Source organism: Cyclobacterium sp. SOCE241, assembly GCF_056867545.1.
The window spans coordinates 5,483,068-5,503,698 of the sequence record NZ_CP149779.1 but is presented as its reverse complement, the minus strand read 5'-3'; the positions used below and the strand labels follow the sequence as shown (position 1 = coordinate 5,503,698).

Genomic DNA, 20,631 nt, shown 5'->3' with positions numbered 1-20,631 from the left:
TGTAAGGGACGTTAAAATCCTAAAAGGTTATCCCTCATCTACACTCCATTGATTCAGTTAGTGGTGAAAAAGAAAAGTTGGAAATCACTCAAACGCAAGGTCATGCAGATCATTAAGAAGACCAAACCATAGTTTCGAGGAGAGTCTCCGAATTCTGACCGAGGTATGGAAGGAATGGATAAACAATTAACGTCCCTGACTATTTCAGGACAGGCTTGCCAGTATTAACGCCAATCTAAAATTCATGGATGAATGGCTGAGAAACCGACTTAAATACTGAATCTGGTACCAGTCGACTGGGAGAAGAAGCCGGAGGGGAAATTTAAAAACCTCCTTTAATAATGTGGGGACCAAGACCATGCATATGCATGTAACAGGACCAGAAAAGAAGGATGGGCACCTCTTTATCTATATGCATTAGACGAAAGTGCAATAAAAGTGTTTACAAGTTCGTTGACTTAGTTATTCAAATTTTTAATGTCCTTTTCAGTTTCCGTCAACTCCTCTCTAATTAATTCCTTTTCCGCTTTTCTTTCTCTTTTCCAAAATAGTTTCGAAAGAAAGTTCCCAAGATGTTTAAGTCTCTCCGGAGATTTACTCAACTGTCCCTTTTTTTAAATGACATAATATTAATTACAATATGACAACCAAGGTAAAGTGTTTTAAACGCAATCTAATAAAAAAAACAATTAGTGATTTAAGGATTTCAAGAGTGCGGTTAAAATATTGTTGAACAAAGCCCGGCAAACTTTTACAGTGGCAAATAATTGCAAACTGTCAAAGAACGATGTCAGGTTCGATATCCTGATCAGCAATAAAATTTAAAAATTTTCAACCATTTCGTCATAAAGGAAAGGTTTCATACAATTGTAAACATCCTGGGAACAATTGATTTTGATTTTTTATCAGCGATGATACGGTAGTCCGTCATGGCAGATTTCCCCTGGTTATAAAGCATCTCTGTGGGTTCTGATAATAGATTAAAACGTTTCATAATGTGCTTACCGAGGTCGCTGGAGGGCTAAATGAATGATAAGCCCATGCCATGGGGAGTTTTTCACTAAGCACAAGGAGGAACGGAATAAAAAAATCTCTGTCAGTCACCTCCTATTATGCCGTAGTTTCATGGAACATCTCAGACAATCAACCCGGATGCATGTGAAGAAATAGCCCATAACTTTGGTGGGTCATTGGTTTGGCATATCTCCCCAATTCAAATTTTCGGTTGGAATTAATATATTACCGACTATCAAAGACCATAATGGAAGTAAATAACTATTGATATCACTCCTCTGTTAAAAGATAAATTTTATTAATAGATTTAACAAACATAAAAATGTGGAATAATATAATTAAATTGTAGTTGATATAATATTTATTTTAACTTCAATTTTTATTAAAACCGATCGAACGTTTTTTAAATTCGTGCCCCAGATTTTGCTCATTGTAGGGCTTCTAGGTATTGGTAGCTGGTGGTTATTAAGCCAGCGAAGGGGAAAAACAGCATTACCATTAAATCTCCTGTGATGGTAAAACAAATTTTTCAATTTTATGATGCCAATTCTCTATATACCTTTCCAGATATCCTTACGTTACCCAAACATGAATGGAAAGAAGTTACAGCTATCAATTTCGGCAACAATGGAGGTTCAGGCTGGGCTAACATCAAGGTGAACAGTGAAACAGCCCAACCCATATTTATGGAGTTGCAGACTCCTTTTATTGATACTTTAAAAATATGGCTAATTGACAATACCGGTAAGATTCATAAGTTTACACCCACTGGATTCTCCCATTTGTCAAAAATAAATTATAATCCGCTGAAGCACCGCTATTTTCTGACAGCGCTTCCTATGAATTATCAAAACTTTGATGTGATTATCCATGGGGATAATTATGCAGGTTATCCTATGAAATACTTTGTGAAATTTTGGAATCAGCCAGAATTTATCCATTATTCAAATGAATCCAATTGGAGGTGGGCGTTTTATATTGGAATGATTTTAACAGTTCTTTTTGTCTCCCTAGCTGCCTATTTTATCCAACAAAAGCGCATCTATTATTATTTCGCAGCCTATATCACTTGTTTTTCAGTATATGCGTTGTTATTAGATGGATGGGGAATATATCTTGCACCATCTTTGTACAAGTATTACAACCCCATCCAAAACCCATATTTTCTTAATCTGGGCATATGTTTTTTCTTATTGTTTAGTCGAAAATTTCTGGTCATTCCCAGCCTATCGCCAAAATGGTGGCTTCGGATAAGTCCCTGGTGGTTTTTCGCTGCCGTATCCGGTTGTATCTTTCTAACCAATTACGGCTACAGTAATTCCAATGACATTCTTTATAGTACTGGTTATTGGTTCGGAATACTCATGCTAATTTCCATAACCGTTCTTTGGGGTAGTTATTTAGAAGATGCAATCCAACGCAAATTCCAACCTGTTTGGCTTTTGCTGGCTTCTGAGGTATTTGTAATTGTGTTTTTCACCGCTAATTTTATCTTGGTCAACATAAATTCTGCTAACCTTCACTTTCCGGATATGCTGTTTTTAAGGATAGCGCTTACAGCTCAAATTCTGCTGATTGCGATTGGATGGATCGTTCGTCAACAGGTAATAAGAGACGCTCAGGAGAAACTAACCATGTTACATATGGAGCAGCAAAAAGCTTTTTGGGATGCTGAGCGTGAATTGCAGGATTTAAAAATTTCCTCGCTAAGTATAAACAACGAACTCCATGGACAACGAGAACATCTCGCTAGAGACTTGCACGATGGCATAGGTTCTCAACTTACCCATATTATTTCAAGGTTAGATATCCTTTCTTTAGCAGACAATTCACAGCAAAAACAACTTCAACAGTTACGTGATTTCACTAGGGATACCAACCAATACCTTCGGGAAACCATCTGGATTTTAAATAAGAAAGAAGTTACTTGTTGCCAATTCGCATTGAGGCTACATGGGTTTCTACAGAACCTATGGGAAGGTCAGAAATATCCCCAGTTAAAATGGCACTGTTCAAATCCATCTGAAAATATCATCCTTTCACCAGAGGCAGCCGTGCACCTGATGCGACTAACTCAGGAAGCAATCGCGAATATCATTAAACATGCTCAAGCCGATGTAATAGTGGTTGAACTGAGAATTAATCCACCTCAACTAAACCTGGTGATTAAAGACAATGGCATCGGTTTCGATCCAGAGAAATCCTCATATGGATTCGGACTTGAGAATATGCGCCAGAGGGCTACAGAAATGGAAGGTTCTCTAGATTTAAGATCCGGAAATTCAGGAACAGAAATACAAATTATCATACCTATAACTACCTAATAATTACGTCATTTGACGTATTGACAGCGGTAATTCTATTCTTTATATTTGATAATATCAATTTATCTCTACCCCTTCAAAAAAATGATAAAAATCGGACTCGTTGAAGACAATGCCCAACTTGGTCAAGATATCCGAGACAAGTTAGCAATGGGGGAGGGTTTGACTTTACTATGGGAAGAGCGGAATGGAATACTAGCCTTGAAAGCATTGGATAGAGAACCCTTTCCAGATGTGGTGTTAATGGATGTATCGATGCCGGAAATGGATGGGATAGAGGCTACGAGGCTAGCTAAAGAAAAATATCCCGATCTAAAGATTTTAATGCTAACAGTGATGGATGATGAAAAGAAACTATTTGAAGCTTTAAAGGCAGGGGCATCCGGTTATTTGCTCAAAGAAATAAGGCCACATCTATTAATAAACGCTATCGATGAAGTGCTTGAGGGTGGTCTACCTCTTTCCCCTTCATTAGCAAGCATGGCATTGAATTATCTAAAGACTAAACCAAAAATTCAAGAAGGCTTACCTATTGAAATCGAAAAATTAAGCAAAAGGGAGCAGGAGGTGCTTCAATGGTTAAAGAAAGGAATGTCGGTGCGGCAGATTGGAGAACAGTTGTTTATTTCTGATAAGACGGTAAGGAAGCATCTGGAGCATATTTATCAGAAGTTGCAGGTACATTCTGGGAGGGAGGCGATTGTGAAGGGTTTTAATACGAACAGATATTCATTATGAATATTTCATTTAGTTGAAATTTTAAATGCTCGATATTAGGTATTTCGCTCAGATGAACCATAAATTTTGAATAATTTAGTATTGGAAGTGTCATATAAAATTGATGGTTCCATAGAAACATAGAATATGTATTCAAAATAGAAAATAACCAAATTAGTAAAAATAAATGAAGCTGTTATACTACGTTTTTATCATTCTTTACCTATTACTTTTTATACAATGTAATAGTGCATACAGAATAAGAGAAATTTCCGGAAATAAAGGTGATTTCATACTTCCACCAAATATACATTTGCGATTACAATCAATATTTAATCATAAAGCGCTTCTCAAGAATGGAACTAGATATCACTATGTCCATATGAATAATCTAAAAAGTGACTATTATAATGTTATTCAATCAATCAGAAAAGCCACTTACACTCCCTACGCATTAGGAATAGGTCAGGTTTGTTTTGACACAGAATGCTTCGGATGTGATGAAAGCAAAAAATAAACAAAGAAGTTCCTATTAAAAAAAAATCTAATAAAAAAATAGAAAAATCGACTGTGATTTGGAATATGATAAAATTCTTGATTTGGCAATTGTAAAATACAGTGAAGATGGAAATATGTTTTTACTACAAATAGATTACGAAAACATGTTAAAAGGTAATCCTGATGAAATTAAAAGTAATTTTCAATTATTAGCTATGGAGTTATTGATAAAGTTTTCAGAAAAGGAGAAAATGGGGGTATATAATTGGCCATCAAGTATTTCTCAAAATATAGTCGAAAAAATTTATGAAATGATACCCATACCCCAAGAAGCTTCATTGGCAAGATATGGTCTAATACAAGAAAATTCTTTTTCACTTATACCTTTAAGTCCTAAAATCCATTTACGAGTAGATCATTCTATACTTTATGATTCAAGAACCTCAGATGATGTTACAAACACACATCTATATTTAAATTATATCAAAGCAGTATTGGATAGTAATGATCCTGACCCTGAAAAGAAATCTGCGATTGTTCAAGTTCCACTTGAAAGAGATAAAATAGAAAATGCTTTACAAAATAATACATGGAGATTTCAATTTACAGGTCAATCTATTATAAGTAACACAAAATACCAAACGAAAAATGGAAACGTTTATTTTAAGTTTGATCCATTTTTTGGTCCAAGCTATCCGAAAGATAGAGTTCAAAATAATCGTTATAAAGACAATAATAGAATTAAGTATTTATCTTCAAGTATAGATATTGAATTCACGGAAACGTTGAACAGCTCACCTTACCTATTCTTGTTTCAAAAGTATTTAATAGGAACTAATAGCAATAGTACAAGTCCTTCTGGTCATGTGGACAGATGTTGCACCTCAAATCCTGAAAGGTGCAATAGTCTGATTTTTATAAACAGGATTTATCGTTGCTTGATTTTAACTTCAATAATTGTAACCAAATAGATGAGTATGCAATTTTTGGAGAAAGAAGCCCAATCGTCCCACTAATTTTAATTGAAATTAATTCGAACAAGATTTTTGTACCACTTGGATATACGGTTTTTGATTTAATATCTAACAGCTATATCAAACCCCAATATCTTATTAAAAGAGAATTTTCAGGAACAGTAATAAATCTCAAAAAATCAGATTATAAAACCTATATTCTGCCAGGGGATAACTTTAAAAGTAAATAAAAAATGAAATTCAATCGTATATTATCAACCAATTTTTTGAGCAAGAATTTACAAATGATAGTCTGGTGAAGCTATTCATTTATTCACTGTCAGAAACGAACTCTCAACTTATTTTTGACAATACGTTTATTAAATCTAGTAACAAATGGATATTATGTTTCATAAAAGGTATCGGCGATGTTACAATGATTGATACAAAATATCTTAATGAAATTTTATATCATATCACAATTACAGGTTATTTCTTATGGTTAGATGATTACACTTCCTTAAATGGTGAATTTGGAAATAATTATTTCAGTAGACGAAAATATTTAAAACTTGATAAAAACAAAATTTCAGATTATAAATTGGTTACAACACCAGTTCCAGGTAATACTACTAAACATAGATTTGATATATATTGGGATGAAGATGTTGATATGGAAATTGTTGTTGAAAATCAAAAAATATTATTCATTCATCCAGAAAACATCAACTTTTTAATAAATAGGTCGGGGACTATCTTAAATAAATTAGTTTTAGATCTTAATGTTACCTCAGAGTCAAAAGGCTCTTTAATGTTAGCATCGCAATTTAGTAAGACTAAAGCTTCATTCATAAATGGGAAAATTGGCTTTATATCTGAAAGTAGGCTTCTAGGTTCTTCCAACGAAGAATCTCTACTTACAATGGATTTATTTGACAAAGACGATCTAGATAATGCACAGTTTTCTGGAACCTATTATCCATTTGAACAGGTTTATGATTCATTAAATAACAAATACCTAAGCAATTTCAAAATATCAAAGCCAAATCTTAAAACTAATTTCATTGATAGTTTAGGAAGGAAATATTATTCCGACTTTGATAACAGCGATTTGTCTTTTTGTTTTTCAAGAGTAGTTGACAATAGCGTATCAGGAGGTAATGACCCACAATGGGATAAGTATATCCTTAGACCTTTAGGTAAATTGAAATTAAAGACGATAAATAATTCAGAAATTTTATTAGGTTCCTCGGGAACTGAAACTTTTAAAAATGTAGGAAAGGAGGTAGAAATAGAATTTAAAGATTCAGAAAATATTGTTGTTGATGAAAAGAATGTCTTGCTTAAAAAGCATAACGAAAAAACGAGAACATCTCTTTTAAAAATTACTCCACTAAACTATAAACTTGATTCTGAAAAATCCCCTATTTTTAAAAATCTTGTAACCGGTAATTTAGCCGAACTACCGTATGAATCTATAACCTTTAATGATAATAAAGACAAGCCAGTAATTGTTAAAGAAGCATTTCCTATAATTCCAACTCTTTCATTTAAAGACAATCCCGAACTGTTTGATTTGGAAGAAGTATTTAAAAAATTAGGTTAAAGGCACATCAGCAAGTTAATTTGTTGAGCAAATCAACAAATGAAGTTGAGTATTTGAAAAGTACTGAGGATTATATTACACCTCAAGGATTTGAGAAAAAGCAAACTGGTTATAAGTTTATTGCAGAAGAACAAAACAAAGACGGCAAATTTCAATTTTCACTAGAAGGCATTGATAAAAACTTAGACCTATCACTTAGAAAAGACCAAGTATTTTTTGTTTTAACTCCTGCACTTTTCAAGAATTATTGTGACACCGTAAAAAATGCAAAGCTTTTTGCACGATTTGCAATCAACAAAGATTCATCATCAGGAGACAAGAAAATAGAATTCGTTGTTGATTTAACAAGTTCTTACTATCCGAAGGATAACCATGGAGTTCCTCATCCTGAACGGACAACAAATTCAGAATCTATTGTTCTTTTTAAGTTTCACCGTGAAAAATTATCAAAGTTAATTGGTGACTTAAAGCTTTGGACAAACGAAGGATTGTTAAATGATGATTTAAATGCAATTCAAAGAGCAATTGTAGAAAGTAAAAATTTTACAGACGACTATTTCACATCAATTCTAGATGATGAAAATTGGAATGGAGTTTTAGTTCTTAATATCCCTATTTCTAATTCAGAAAATCTACCACCAATATTTAAGGGACTATCTTCCTCACAGAAATTTTTTAACAGCGAACAGCCCGATAATTCTGATATAATTAAACTGGAAACTCCGATTAAATTTCAATATGTGGCCTTCCCTGTAAATAAAACGAAAATTGAAAATGGCAAAATAGAGATTAAATCAACTTCTTTTTATGGTTTGATAGATTATGACCCATTAAAAAGCACTAATGATAAAGTTAAGATTCTAAACCATTTAGGTAAAGATCAATATCGATTTGTTCTTTCCAAATTATATATAAAATTTTCAAACTCAAGTATTACTGATTTTGACACTAAAGCATTTTTGAAAGTTTCAGAACTTTTTGATGATACAATAAAGATAGGGCTTCAGTGTATTGACAATTCTGATACCTTGGTAAAACCTGACGGACAAGGAAAATGCAAAGATGGTAATGAAGCTGTTAGTAATTTAATCAAGTTGAAAGGAAGTTATCAAAAAACTCAACAGGAGAAGGCGAAATATCCTTTGCAGGGTATATGAATGGAAATATTGATTTCAATGGTGCAATAATCAAATATCTTGAATTAAAGAAAGTCGGGTTCAGTATTGCTGGTAAAGACAAATATAGATTTGATATAGATGCCAAAGTTGAATTTTCTGATACGCTTGCTGATGTTAAAGACATATTCTCATTTGATGGACTAGTTTTTCAAAATATTGGGTTACAATTCAGTTTATCAGGAGGTAAAATCCCATTACCAAAATTTGATTTATCAAAAATTATTGTTCTCCCAACAATCAACTTTGAAGGCAATGGTTTTCTAAGCAGCTTTCCAATTCGACTCAGTCATTTCCAAAATTTTCGACTTCCAGTGATACAGAGTGGAAGTATGTTCAATTTTGGGAAACCAGAATTTGACTTCTTCCCCGTAAAAGTTCCTTCTATCACTTTTGACTGGCCTGATTGGAAACCAAATACTTTTGGCAATCTATTCTCTTTTGTTTTTGATTTCGATTTAGGAACATTAGGAAACCTAGGTGGATTAAAAGATTTAAAAGGACAACTACTTCTTGGTTGGACTTTCAATGGAGGATTTGCTATTGGCTTTAAATTAAATGGACCAAGCACTAACGGTTTACATTTAGATTTATTTGGTGCTCTAAAGTTGGATGTTGAAGAATTGACTATTGGTAAGTTCAATCCCAAGAACACCGGGAATGATGCAGATTGCAAGGCATATTTCCTACGATTGAATAATGCCAAACTTACAATATTTGGAACCCAAATACCAAAGAAGAATACAAGATTTGATGGGGTTATTATTTCTGATTTCCGAAATTCTGGTTCTAAAAAATTGCTTGGTTAATTAACCTCAGTGATAATGATTCAAGCAAACTTCATTTAGGTGTAGGACAACGGTCAGGGCCTGAGGTGACAATTAATACATCAACAACTAGAAAAGCTATTGAGGAATCAAGAAAAGCATTTATAGCAAAATTAGAAGACTGCAAAATAAAGCCTGATGATATTGGCTATCAACCTGAAAGAGATTGGTTTATAGCTTCGGAAGATGTTATGTCTCTAATATCCGAGGAATGGGCAAAAACACTAGATATAAAATTCATTTTCAATGATCCAAAGCTTTACGGTATATATATTGGCTTTAAAGGAGAATTTCTAAAAGGCTTTTTCATCGACATTCTTTACAAAAAATTATCAGACAGCTTAGGTGTTTACTCTACTGAAATTCAACTTCCGGATGCTATACGTAATCAAAATATAGGAGGAGCAATACTTCGTCTTCCAAACATTGGAATAGAGATTTATACAAACGGAGACTGGAAAGGAGATGTTGGATTCCCCAAAAATGGTAATGATTGGTCAAGGTCTGGTTTTATTCAGTTAAACACGGTGCCACCTTTCGTTGGTTGGTTTGGCTTTTATTTGACGAAGTCCAAAATAGCTTCTTTAACCTTATTCAAGGACTACATTTCAGATGATTATTCTGAAGAAAACTTAAGCATTATTCAGGCAGGATTTGCCATGAGGGTTGGGTTAGGAGCTTACCTCAATGAAGGTGTTTTATTTATTGGGGCATCAATAAGCGTTTATGGAGTTCTTGAAGGTGCTTTCGCATTTAAGAAAGAAGGTGGGTTGGCTGAATTATTTCCTGACCATTTTGCTGTATTGGGAAGGGTTGGGGCAATAGCCGAACTGGTAGGATATGTAGATTTTGTTATTATAAAAGCGTCAATCTATCTTTCACTAAGAGCAGAATTTGGCTTGCTACTTGTTTATTTAGGAGAGCCTATAGAAGGAAAAGGCGAGGGCATTCAACCTGTAAAAGTTTATATTGAAGGAGAAGTAATAGTAGCAATTAGTGTTACACTTTTCTGCGTCAAATTTTTTAGAAAAAGGTGGTGTCTAATAATTCATCTAGGATTCAGGGCTTATATAAGATTTGAATATAGTATTGGAGGAAGTCGTTCATCAAACAAAATTGCATCAAAACAACTATTTAAATTTAAAGAAGCAAGTAATTTAAATCCATTCGAATGGATATTAGAATCATTGAGGGAAGTACCAATGGTTTTAATTCCTACTTTCACTCGAAGAAAAGAATCAGAAACAGAAAAGGAAGAAACTTTGCTGGTATGTAACTTCTATATTCCATTTTTTGGAGTTAATATGAAGGATGGAAAGCTAGTTTCATCTAAGAATAATATTTTCAAGGATAAAATAATTCAACCATTTATCAATGACCTTATTCTAAAGGTTGAAGAAGTAGTAGGAACAGGTAAAGTTACATATGAAAACCTAAGAGAAATACTATTAACGAGCAAGTTAAATGGTGATGAGGTTTATATTACAGTACCAAACTATCGTCCTAAGTTTATTGATGGAACTAATGAAAATGATTGGAATAAACTAAAAATCATCCTTGAAAAAGATTTTTTATTTAAAAAATATGATGATATTGATGAGTTTGAAGAATTTAAAAAATCGATAGAGATTGAAGATTGTAAAGAATTTAACTCAACCCTGAAAAACATTAAATGTCCTTATCAGGCAATACCTGCTCCAATATCAAGCAAAATCATTGTTAATGGCAATGAAATAAAAGATGGATTTGAAATTAAGATCGAGGAACTTGTTTCGGATTTGGAAGATGGGAAGAATGAAGTTAAAGTTCAAATAAATGCTATTAATAATATTAATGGTAAAGAGATAGGTGAAGAGTATCTCAATAAACTGCAAGCTTTTTTTGATTCTTATAAAACGCAATTCATAGAGAGGACTGAAAAGAAAAAAAATTACTTGACTTTCCAAAAGTTGATTTACGAGAAAACTTTACTATTCCTGAATTTTTTAAATTAGTTGCTTTACTCACACTTGAAAAATCATATAGCAAAGCTAATCCAAAAGAAAAGAAAGGTGAATCATATGATCCTTTTATAAAAGTTTCAAACGGAAATATTTCTTTCAGCATTGATAATTCTACCTGGGGTAAACCGGTAGAAACAAATGAAAGTATCGAGGAACTGATTGGTCAACTAAATTATTTCTACAATAGCGGATTGAGATTACCAATAGATGAGAATCTTGCTAATCAAGAAACGATTTCAATAAACTCTTTATTTGAACAAACTAAAACAACTAAGCCAATTATTAAAGGTAACAGAGATTGGAGTAAGACGAAAATTTCAATTGAAGGGCAAGATATTACAAGCAATATTTACGGAAGTGGAAATGATAAAAAAGAATCAGTTGAAGGTATTTGGAAATTCGTAGATGGATTCGAAAATTCTAATGGGTTTAATTTAGTTAGATTGAAAAACGAGTTTGAGCCAATAAAGTTTATACGACCTTACAAACTAATTAATGTAACATTAGGTATTCAATCAAATCACAAAAAGGTTTTAAATCCTGACAATTCAGAAAACGGCAGGTTCTATGAAATTCCGAAAAAATTATTCAAGCATGGATCATTAATCCGAAATCAAAAAGCTGCTGGTTCAATATTTTCATTTGAATTAACAGCAGCGAAGTATGAAAACTCTAAAGGGAATTCAATTAAAGATGAAATGTTTGCATCTTCTATTTCACCTAATAACTATGAAATTGAATTGAGTAAGTGTTTGAATATTCAAATTCAGGTAAAACATTTTCAAAATATAGATGAACAAGGAAGGATGGGTAAAGTTGTTCTCGAATTGAATAATGTTCTTGCAGATGATTTAACGCTAATTACCCTACTCAAAGAAGAGCGGTTTGATATTGAAAACATTTCATTTTATGGCAAAATTGAGAATAATGGGCAAACTAATCTGATTAAGTTGACATCTATAGGTTCAACAATTGTCAAAACAAATTTATCGCCTAGAACAGCACCTCCAATATTTGACACACTTAATTCTAAGAAAGAGATTGAATCTACTCTAAATCAATTTATAGAGGATTCAAACAATCCTTTAGACACAGGGAAAAGGAATTTTACAAGATTGGTTTGGGAGGCACTTACAACAAATAGTGGCGGTTACTATTTAGCTTTTAACAACTCAACCGAATTTCCAAAAGACCTTAAAGAGATTATAGTTTCATTTGAATCTGGGCAGAAAGAAGTTCCATATTTCTTCAATACCTTAAATGTAAAACAGAATACAGTAGTTTTTGATGAATTAGACAAGAACGAATTGTATCTGTATATTGAACAATTAAATCAGGATAAAGAACCAGTGTTGGAATATCATCCCACAATTCCAACACATGATTTTGGATTTGAAGTAATAAAATCAACTTCTAACAATGAAAACTATCAGCAATACCTCCCTCTTGAGTTTGGCTTAAAACTAAAAGGAGCATCAAAGGATATTCTTAGTAAGGATAAAATCCTTCCCATCATGCCAACAAGTCCAACTAAAGATATAAATGGTGAAAAGGAGTTGGTTAATAATGGAACTATGGTTTACTCACATATTTCACCGCTAATTAAGAATACGGACAACAACATTTACAACATCAACCGATATTCTACAGTTGGTAAGGAATACAAATTAAAACTCGGCCTTCGTGATATTTATGGATTTAGAACCAGCATTGATTTTGATGAAAAGGAATATAAACATTTATACTTTGACAAACTCATTCCAGTTGATGCTTGGCCTCTAATTAAGTTTTCATATTGGTTTAAGGATTTTGATAAAGACTCAAATTCTTTAAACTGGACAATGAAAGGTGATTATGATATTAGAGAAATATTAGACCTTGCTGGTATCTCTAAGGATGCGAGTAACAATTATAAATATGATTTCGGTAAATCAATAAATGATTATGATTTACAATTAATCAGTAATGTCGCAGAAGGGGTTTTCAATTCACTTTATACAATCTTAGCACAACTAGTTGATACTGGAATTTCGGTATCCATAAGCAACTACAGCGGAACAGAGGCGCAAACTCAAATCAAGGATAAGATTCAGTCTTTAATTACAGACATTGATTCGATATTTAAGGATAAAAAAATGCCTTCAAAAGATTCTAAGAAACCAATTGAGTTTACATTGACTACGAATGGATTGAAAGCTAATGAGATTGAAAGTGAAATTAGTTTTACAATTAGTTTGGGTAGAAATAAAAATACAATTCAAGATGCTTTAGATAGCGATTATACATCTTCTGATATTGCTCACTTTTTCAAAGACTTAAAATCAAAGGTGTCAATATGGGAGTATGAAGCGGTAGAAAAAGTTACTTCTAGAATTCAAGCATCAAATGGTGATGATGGAACTTCTAATCTCAAATCTTTAAATGGAGTAATAAAGAAGAAAACACAAGAGTCAGATGAAATTAAGTCAAACCGATATTCTTTGGCTATCTCCGTCAATAGAAATCTTGACAAAGTAGTTTATTTGATAAATGACAAGATATTAAAACAAGTAAAGGTTAAATCTGATTATTTAGTAGGAAATAAATTCAAAGCTGATATGTCCCACTTAGGTATTAAACCAATAAGCAATAAACTTTGGTTTGGAAGGTACAAGTTTAATGGCAAGTCTTCTGAATTCAATAACATTGACTTAGATAAAAGATTAAGAATTGTTTTAGAAAAAATTGATTCTCTTTTGGACAAGGATTCTATTTCATCAAAACTAAAAGCCAACAATCCGACAGAAGAAACAAATCACAAATTTCTCATAGAAAAACTTATTTCTGTAAAAAAAGCTATAGCTACATCAGACGATTATTTATTAGAAAAAGTTGATTGGGTAATGAAAGAAATAGAAGTAAACAAGACAAACGCAAAGAATGAATTCAAGGAAATTAATCTTAATAAACTAACTAATTTTTATGCTTATGATGGCATTATAAGTTCAAAAATTGAGAACCCCTCAATACTAAAATATCAAGAAAATAAGAAACATGGTTACAGACTAAGTGTCAGTCTTGATTCTCAAAAAAACTACAATCTTATTTCTTCAAAAATCACAGAATTGGCGAATTGGAATATATTCTTTGATCAAGCGGAATCCATAGATGAGCCCATCAATTTTACAATCCAACCAAAAATAACTCATGTCGAGTTAGGAGATTTTAGGCAGCCAGATGTGGAAATAAAAAATTCTCAATGGCTTCAATTAATTGATCCAATTGATCCAGAATTATCATCTTACGATATTACCAAGTGGAATAAGATTGTCAGAGAATTTCCTTCAAAGCCTGTAATAAATAAACATGAAGCCATTCAATCAAATCTTGAGGCTGATATGAAAAATATATGGAAAATTAATAGTAAAGCATTGCCATCTGCTGGTGAATGGGAATATTGCCTAAACATTGATGATAATTATAAAAATGGTGATAGGATTTATGTAAAATTAATTCTTCAAAGTAGATTAAATAAATCAAAAGAGTCTAATGCCACTTTTGAAGGATTAATTACATATTGGTCAACTGAAATATCAAAATCCAGTCAAGAAGGAAATAATTTCAGATGGGAGGATTTTGTAAATGATCTACATTCCTTTTTTATTGCTAATAAAAAACCATTAAGGTTATCAGATTTTAAAGAGGACACCCTTCGTGACTTTACATTAAAAAAGGAAAGCAACAAGTGGTTAGTTTTTGAATCACATCTTGATTCTGATCTGCTTGTAGAACTGCCTGACCAATCAAAATTAGAGATTGTTGTCAGTGGTTTTAATGCTTTCAATCGAAGACAAAATGGATTCTCAATCTTACCCATTATAACAGCTCAAAGAAATTTCGATGTAAATAACCCCGAATTTAGGTATATAACTGATTCAGTACAACCCTCAACTCCTGCTACACCATTGATTAAATATTATACAGCACTATCAATTAAAAATACTGATTCATTTTTGAAACAGGTTTTTAATTTCAACAGTAAAACAGAGGCTCTACCGTTTAAAGCTACCGCAAAATATCTTGTTGATATTGACACAAACTTTCCAAAAGTTAATTCTAAGCCGCTTCCTATTATTCCAATTAAGCAAATAGAAAGTGATGGAGTTTTGCCAAAGGAAATTGATGAAATATTTTCTGCCTTTGACAAGACTAATGGGTATTCAGCATTTTCTTACACCATTTATAGTCAAGATGATGCTAACAGTAACTTGCCAATATTTTATGCGGATACAATTTTCAAACTTAAAAAATAAATAAGATGGAAAAATTAAAGACCAAGTTTACCGTTCTCAGTAGCTATATTTCTAGTGAAAACGTAATTGTAGATTTTAAAATTAAAAATAATACGGGGAAGGATTTGTTTCTATTGACTTGGAACACTCCATTAGAAGGCTTATTCAGCGACTGCATTAAAATCATTGGAAAAAGGAATGACAAAATTGAATATGATGGAATTATGAAAAAGAGAGGAGAACCAACCTCTGAGGATTTCATTTTGATTAAAAATGGTGAATCAAAAAAAAAAGAAATCAATTTAAGTCAGGCTTATGATTTATCCAATCAAGATGTATATACTTTAGAATTTAATCCCGAAAATTTAATTGTTCTTCCCGCATCTACGAATATCAATAAAGGGTTCCTTGCTCTTGAAAAGTCCATTAGCACTATTGATTTTGTTTCAAATAAAATTACTGAATTCAAGGTTAATGAAAGTGTTGGTAAGAAATTAACCATTGGACAACAAAACAGAATTAAAAAAAATAATGAAATAGCTGAAGAATTTACTGTATCAACCCTAAAAGATCCAAAGTTTATCGGTGGAACAGACGCACAGAAAAATAAGGTGAAATTAGCCCATTTAAATGGCTATTCTTACACAAAAAAATCAATACAAAACTTGAGCAATGACACTTCCTATAAAACTTGGTATGGAGCACATACAAACGATAGGTTAAATAGAGTAAAGTCGACATACTCAAAAATTAAAGTAGGAATGGAATCTACGGAGTTTACTTATCATTTTAATGGACCCTTATGTAGTCCCAATGATTTTGCATATACAACCAAAGGAGGTTCTAAAATTTGGCTGTGTAGCCAATTTGAATCTGCACCAGATACTGGGGTAGATTCCAAAGCAGGAACAATAATACATGAACATAGCCATGCATCTGCTGACACAGACGACATAGTTTATGGACAGATTAAAGCAAAGCAATTGGCAAAAGACGATCCTGACAAAGCAATTAAAAATGCAGATAATTTTGAATACTATGTGGAAAACGAAACGACAATTTAATTTATGGAAACTCTAAATATCATCTCAGTTATTCTTGCAATTTTAATCTTCGGAATCTGTGTGACCGTGGCATTAGTAACTACTCTTCTTAGAGAGACTAACTCTAATACTTCAATGTATAGTTTTTCAAGATTTCAATTGTGGCTATGGACATTAATTATTGGCCCAGCTTTCTCTTTAAATTGGGGATTTAATCCGGATAACATTCCTTGGATTAATGAGACATCATTAATCCTATTAGGAATTTCTTTATCGACTACGCTAACAGCTGGAATTATTGCAGCAACCCAAAAGGCTTCCGCAAAAGATACAACTAAATTAAAATCAAATTCTACATCAATGGGGTTTTGGATTGATATTTTAGTGGATGATAATGGTCAGTTTTCAATTGGAAGATTACAAGATTTACTTTTTACTATTGTATATATAGTAGTTTATGTTTCCATTTTTTCTTAGAGAATAGAATGGAATATCCCCAGTTTGAAACTACCGCATATATTTTAATGGGTATTACTTCAAGTGGGTACCTATTTGGAAAAGGAATGAATAAATAGTCGGCAACAAATAATAATCTTATTCATGATAATATTACTTCTAAATTTAAATCTTATATTATAGCCTTCCCTATTTGTAGCCTTCCCTATGTAGCCTACAAATTTATGATGTCAAAATTAAAATGGAAATTGAACTTTATTATCCAAGTCTGCTAAATGACTTAGATATCCATAGTAAACTTACTCCTACTTTAAATTCTATTTTTGGAGAGAATAATATTTTCAAAGCAAACCCCATTTTAGGAGGTGAAGATTTTGCTTTTTATTCGAGAAAAGTCCCCTCCTTCTTTTATTTTCTTGGTGCAAGAGACAACTCTAATCAAGTTTTTCCTTGCACCATCCAAAAGTGGTATTTAATGAAGATTGCATTCATTATGGAGTAAATTTGCTTTCTAAGTGTGCTTTAAAATTACTTGAGTAAACGAATGTTAATTTGATAATTGCTTTAAAAACTATAAACATCGGACTCCAATTTTACCAATTCTAATGGGTTTTCAAATGCAGTGGCTTTGACAAATTCTTTACCCGCTAGTGTAATTAATTCTATTAAAGTTTAATATTGATGTTGCTTAACACTGACGTTGGACAGAATCGTTAGGTTGTAATTATCAAAAAAATAAAAAAACTCCCCTGTAATAAACGAAGAGAGTTTTAGTCGGTGATAAATACCTATTCTAAAAATGTAGGTAATTCAGCGTAATTCTACCATTTGTCCACCTTAAAACCTCACCGTCTTACTCAAAGCCTCCGAAGCCTCCCCTACCGGTCTAGCGGTATATTGGAATGTCTGAACTTCGGCATTGTCTCCGTAAACCTTAATAGTAGCACTTAAATCCTCAAAATCCTCATCTGGTATGTCCCCAGTGTGGACTACATTAAAAATAAAGCCGAAGGTATGAACAGGCTCTTCTGATTCCACGATAAGTTCAGAAAAGGTGGCCGAGGTGGAAAGGTTAAAGGTATTGGCTTGATCAATGACTTGGGTCCATTCCAGGTTTCCAGGCTGAATGATGGTTGCACTGACAAAACCATTTTGGCCTTGGTAGAGGGAGTGGACTCCGAAATTAACGAGGTACTGTTCAATATTTCCTTCAAAGGCAATTTCTATTCGGGCTGTTTTTTCTACTAAGGGGGTCCCATCAGGCTCATTGTTGCAAGTGATTGCTAAAAAATGCTGGTGTTACCCTAAAAAAGCTTAATAGGCATTTATCAAATGTTCAAAAAGATGTTGATGAATTGCCAATCTATCTTCTAACCTCATTTTGCCTAAATTAAGCTGACCATGGATTCTCAAAAAATCATTAAAGTGATCTTCTTTTTCTACGATTAGTGCCATGTTTTTACCTTCTTCATTTAGTGGACTGAAAGCATAATCGTAACATATGAAATAAACAAGTTTAGAGGGTGCAGACGACCGATAAATTCCTGAAAAAAACCGGTAATTATACTCCATGGAATCAAGCAGCTCTTTGCTTACTGTTGCCTTACCAGCCGGACATAGTGTTTTCAATATCCGACGGTTTTTTCTAATAATGCTGTTTACCTCTTGGATCTGCTTGTCACCTGCACGTTTGGTCTGATTGTTATAGCTATTGCGACAATAGTCATTACAATACTTTTTGTCCAATCTTCCAGTAATTGGCTTGGCACAGTGCAAGCATTTTTTGGTTTCGGGTTTTTCTGTTTTCATTTTGCTCAAAATCACTTCTCTGTAAATCTAATCAATATTATCCATTTATTTAAACGTTTATAAACGACTAAATCTGATTTTGAAATGATTTAGAGTAATAATAGTACATTTATTGCCATTTTATATTTCAGACTTTTCAGTGCGTATTTCGAGGTAGCCATACAGATTTACACCTAAGTTTCAAATAAAATTAAGTGAAATTAGATTGGATATTTCTCCGAAACACTTAATTTAACAATGCGTAACATAAGAAGCTTTTACTTTATTCTTAATGCCACATGATGCCGATAAAAGAAGTCTCCAGTCTTGATGAAATTCGAACTAAATGAGCCCTAAAGGACAATAGACAAACTATTGCCTGATGGGAAAACTTCCTTTGAAAAAAAATCAGGGCAGGCTAAGAAAATTCAGGAAACGCTATTGAAATACTGGGGTAAAGTAAAATGACAGGATCAAATAAAAGTTTGAAGGATTGATTTTTATACAAAGCTAAAACCATAAATAATTAATAAATGAATTTTTCAAAAATCATCCTTTGCTGTTTTTTATTGCTTTTTAGTCCAGTGCTTTTTGCTCAAGAGTCCATAGACAAGGTGAAAAGTATTAATGGTCTTGAACTTGGCGCTACACTTGAAAGCCTTCAAGATCAACTTCAATTAATAACTGGAAAAGAAACAGTCTATCAAAACCACCCATTTCTGGCAGAAAGTTTTAAAAGAAATTTAGAAGCCGGAATACAGGAAGGAATTTATCAAGGCCATCCCTTGAGAATTATTAATGGCGTAGAAGCCCATGACCTGAGGTTGATTTATTTATCCGGTCTGTTATATAAATGTAGATGGACATTTAACAAACGTGACCTACCCAATATAGACAGTGGGTTCAAAGACTTCATCAATTTCTTTAGTAAAAAATTCGGCCCCCCTACCGAAAAAATCTTTAATGATACCTTTATCTGGGAGGGAGATATCAATAGGCTCACCATAAGTTTTCTTGATGGAAGCATACAAGTTGAATGGAGGGACAATCTTTCTGATAAAAAAGCAATACAACTCACTCAGGATTAATCAGACATCATATAAACTGCGAGATTTAAAAAATAAAAGACAAGAACAATAGCGGACCAATTATTAGCAGATAGCTGTTAATCATCACCACAAAACTTCTTTATAACACATTCCGGATTGGATTATAAAACAAAAGACATAAAAAATCCTTTATCAATCTTAATTGATAAAGGCGGTTTAAAGAAGGCAGGATCAATTTAGCAACCTGCCTTCTTTAAATTAGTTTCGGAATTTATCGAAAACCGAAAGTGTAGAAAGCACCAATGCCTGCTACATTTCCTCCTTCTTCCATGTTTAATAAATAAGAAAGTCTAAATCCTACTGGGACACCATTAATTAAGGCACGAACACCTCCGTTAAGAACAGGTCCTGAAGCTTTATTGGTAGAGACGCCTTCAAAATTACTCCCACCACCTAACCTATTAATACCATAACCTACGCCAGCATACCCCCTACTGAAGACCTGGTATCAGCATGGGCTCCGTGGCCAAAGTTAATTTCGGCAACGACGGGAAGATCCATTGCGAAGGATGCACTCCCTGAATTTGTATCAAGCATAAATCCCAATCCCAAGTGTGTACCTACTGAAACAGTCATTTCTCTACCTAATTCAACCATATTAATCCTAGGAGAGTACAAAATAGCAGGAGAACCAATGGTAGAAGTGGATTCATAATTCTCAGTTATGACAGTAGATGTACTAACATAATAAGCTGCTCCTAAAGAATGGGAGAAAGAGGCTTGTCCTAAAGAAACTTTAGGAAGTGCAATAAAAACGAGGGCTATAGCAGCCAAAAGTAATGTTCTTTTCATTTTGAAAACGATTAAATAATTTGATTAAAAATTTACTTTTAAATAATTAGTCAAA

At 32.9% G+C, this 20,631-nt stretch carries 15 protein-coding genes; 12 read left to right on the top strand and 3 right to left on the bottom strand.

Going from position 1 to position 20,631, the window contains the following annotated elements:
• Nucleotides 1-1,526: 1,526 nt before the first annotated feature.
• The 11 genes from WG932_RS28010 (at nucleotide 1,527) to WG932_RS27960 (ending at nucleotide 17,389) form a co-directional block, all read left to right on the top strand.
• Nucleotides 1,527-3,338, top strand: a complete 1,812-nt coding sequence (locus tag WG932_RS28010) for a sensor histidine kinase (RefSeq protein ID WP_483086103.1) — start codon at nucleotides 1,527-1,529, stop codon at nucleotides 3,336-3,338.
• Between the two features lie 84 nt (nucleotides 3,339-3,422).
• Nucleotides 3,423-4,076, top strand: coding sequence for a LuxR C-terminal-related transcriptional regulator (locus tag WG932_RS28005; protein ID WP_483086102.1), 654 nt, complete (start codon nucleotides 3,423-3,425; stop codon nucleotides 4,074-4,076).
• A 554-nt stretch (nucleotides 4,077-4,630) separates the two neighbouring features.
• Nucleotides 4,631-5,524, top strand: a complete 894-nt coding sequence (locus WG932_RS28000) for a hypothetical protein (protein ID WP_483086101.1) — start codon at nucleotides 4,631-4,633, stop codon at nucleotides 5,522-5,524.
• Nucleotides 5,525-5,942: 418 nt separating this feature from the next.
• Nucleotides 5,943-7,112, top strand: a complete 1,170-nt coding sequence (locus tag WG932_RS27995; protein ID WP_483086100.1) for a hypothetical protein — start codon at nucleotides 5,943-5,945, stop codon at nucleotides 7,110-7,112.
• A 53-nt stretch (nucleotides 7,113-7,165) separates the two neighbouring features.
• The gene (locus WG932_RS27990) at nucleotides 7,166-8,269 is read left to right on the top strand and encodes a hypothetical protein (protein ID WP_483086099.1); all 1,104 of its coding nucleotides are present in this window, start codon (nucleotides 7,166-7,168) and stop codon (nucleotides 8,267-8,269) included.
• Complete coding sequence (locus WG932_RS27985) at nucleotides 8,266-9,096, top strand: hypothetical protein (protein ID WP_483086098.1); 831 nt, start codon at nucleotides 8,266-8,268, stop codon at nucleotides 9,094-9,096. Before WG932_RS27990 ends, WG932_RS27985 begins: the two co-directional genes overlap by 4 nt.
• A gap of 65 nt (nucleotides 9,097-9,161) precedes the next feature.
• Nucleotides 9,162-11,108 carry a hypothetical protein gene (locus WG932_RS27980; protein WP_483086097.1) on the top strand — a complete coding sequence of 649 codons (1,947 nt, stop codon included), beginning with the start codon at nucleotides 9,162-9,164 and terminating at the stop codon, nucleotides 11,106-11,108.
• A 200-nt stretch (nucleotides 11,109-11,308) separates the two neighbouring features.
• On the top strand, nucleotides 11,309-15,409 hold the full coding sequence (locus tag WG932_RS27975) for a hypothetical protein (protein ID WP_483086096.1): 4,101 nt from the start codon (nucleotides 11,309-11,311) through the stop codon (nucleotides 15,407-15,409).
• 203 nt (nucleotides 15,410-15,612) lie between these two features.
• Complete coding sequence (locus tag WG932_RS27970) at nucleotides 15,613-16,452, top strand: M35 family metalloendopeptidase (protein WP_483086095.1); 840 nt, start codon at nucleotides 15,613-15,615, stop codon at nucleotides 16,450-16,452.
• A 3-nt stretch (nucleotides 16,453-16,455) separates the two neighbouring features.
• The gene (locus WG932_RS27965; RefSeq protein WP_483086094.1) at nucleotides 16,456-16,908 is read left to right on the top strand and encodes a hypothetical protein; all 453 of its coding nucleotides are present in this window, start codon (nucleotides 16,456-16,458) and stop codon (nucleotides 16,906-16,908) included.
• Nucleotides 16,909-17,128: 220 nt separating this feature from the next.
• On the top strand, nucleotides 17,129-17,389 hold the full coding sequence (locus WG932_RS27960) for a hypothetical protein (protein WP_483086093.1): 261 nt from the start codon (nucleotides 17,129-17,131) through the stop codon (nucleotides 17,387-17,389).
• Nucleotides 17,390-17,724: 335 nt separating this feature from the next.
• Here the strand turns inward: WG932_RS27960 and WG932_RS27955 are convergent, their stop codons facing one another.
• A complete protein-coding gene (locus tag WG932_RS27955; RefSeq protein WP_483086092.1) occupies nucleotides 17,725-17,925 on the bottom strand; it encodes a hypothetical protein in 201 nt (66 codons plus the stop codon).
• A gap of 276 nt (nucleotides 17,926-18,201) precedes the next feature.
• On the bottom strand, nucleotides 18,202-18,696 hold the full coding sequence (locus tag WG932_RS27950) for a hypothetical protein (RefSeq protein WP_483086091.1): 495 nt from the start codon (nucleotides 18,694-18,696) through the stop codon (nucleotides 18,202-18,204).
• A 512-nt stretch (nucleotides 18,697-19,208) separates the two neighbouring features.
• On the opposite strand from WG932_RS27950, the gene WG932_RS27945 reads away from it, so the two are divergent.
• Entirely contained in the window at nucleotides 19,209-19,763 is a 555-nt protein-coding gene (locus WG932_RS27945) for a hypothetical protein (protein ID WP_483086090.1), read from the top strand.
• Between the two features lie 435 nt (nucleotides 19,764-20,198).
• Here WG932_RS27945 and WG932_RS27940 read toward each other — a convergent pair whose 3' ends face one another.
• Nucleotides 20,199-20,576, bottom strand: coding sequence for a hypothetical protein (locus WG932_RS27940; protein WP_483086089.1), 378 nt, complete (start codon nucleotides 20,574-20,576; stop codon nucleotides 20,199-20,201).
• Nucleotides 20,577-20,631 lie beyond the last annotated feature (55 nt).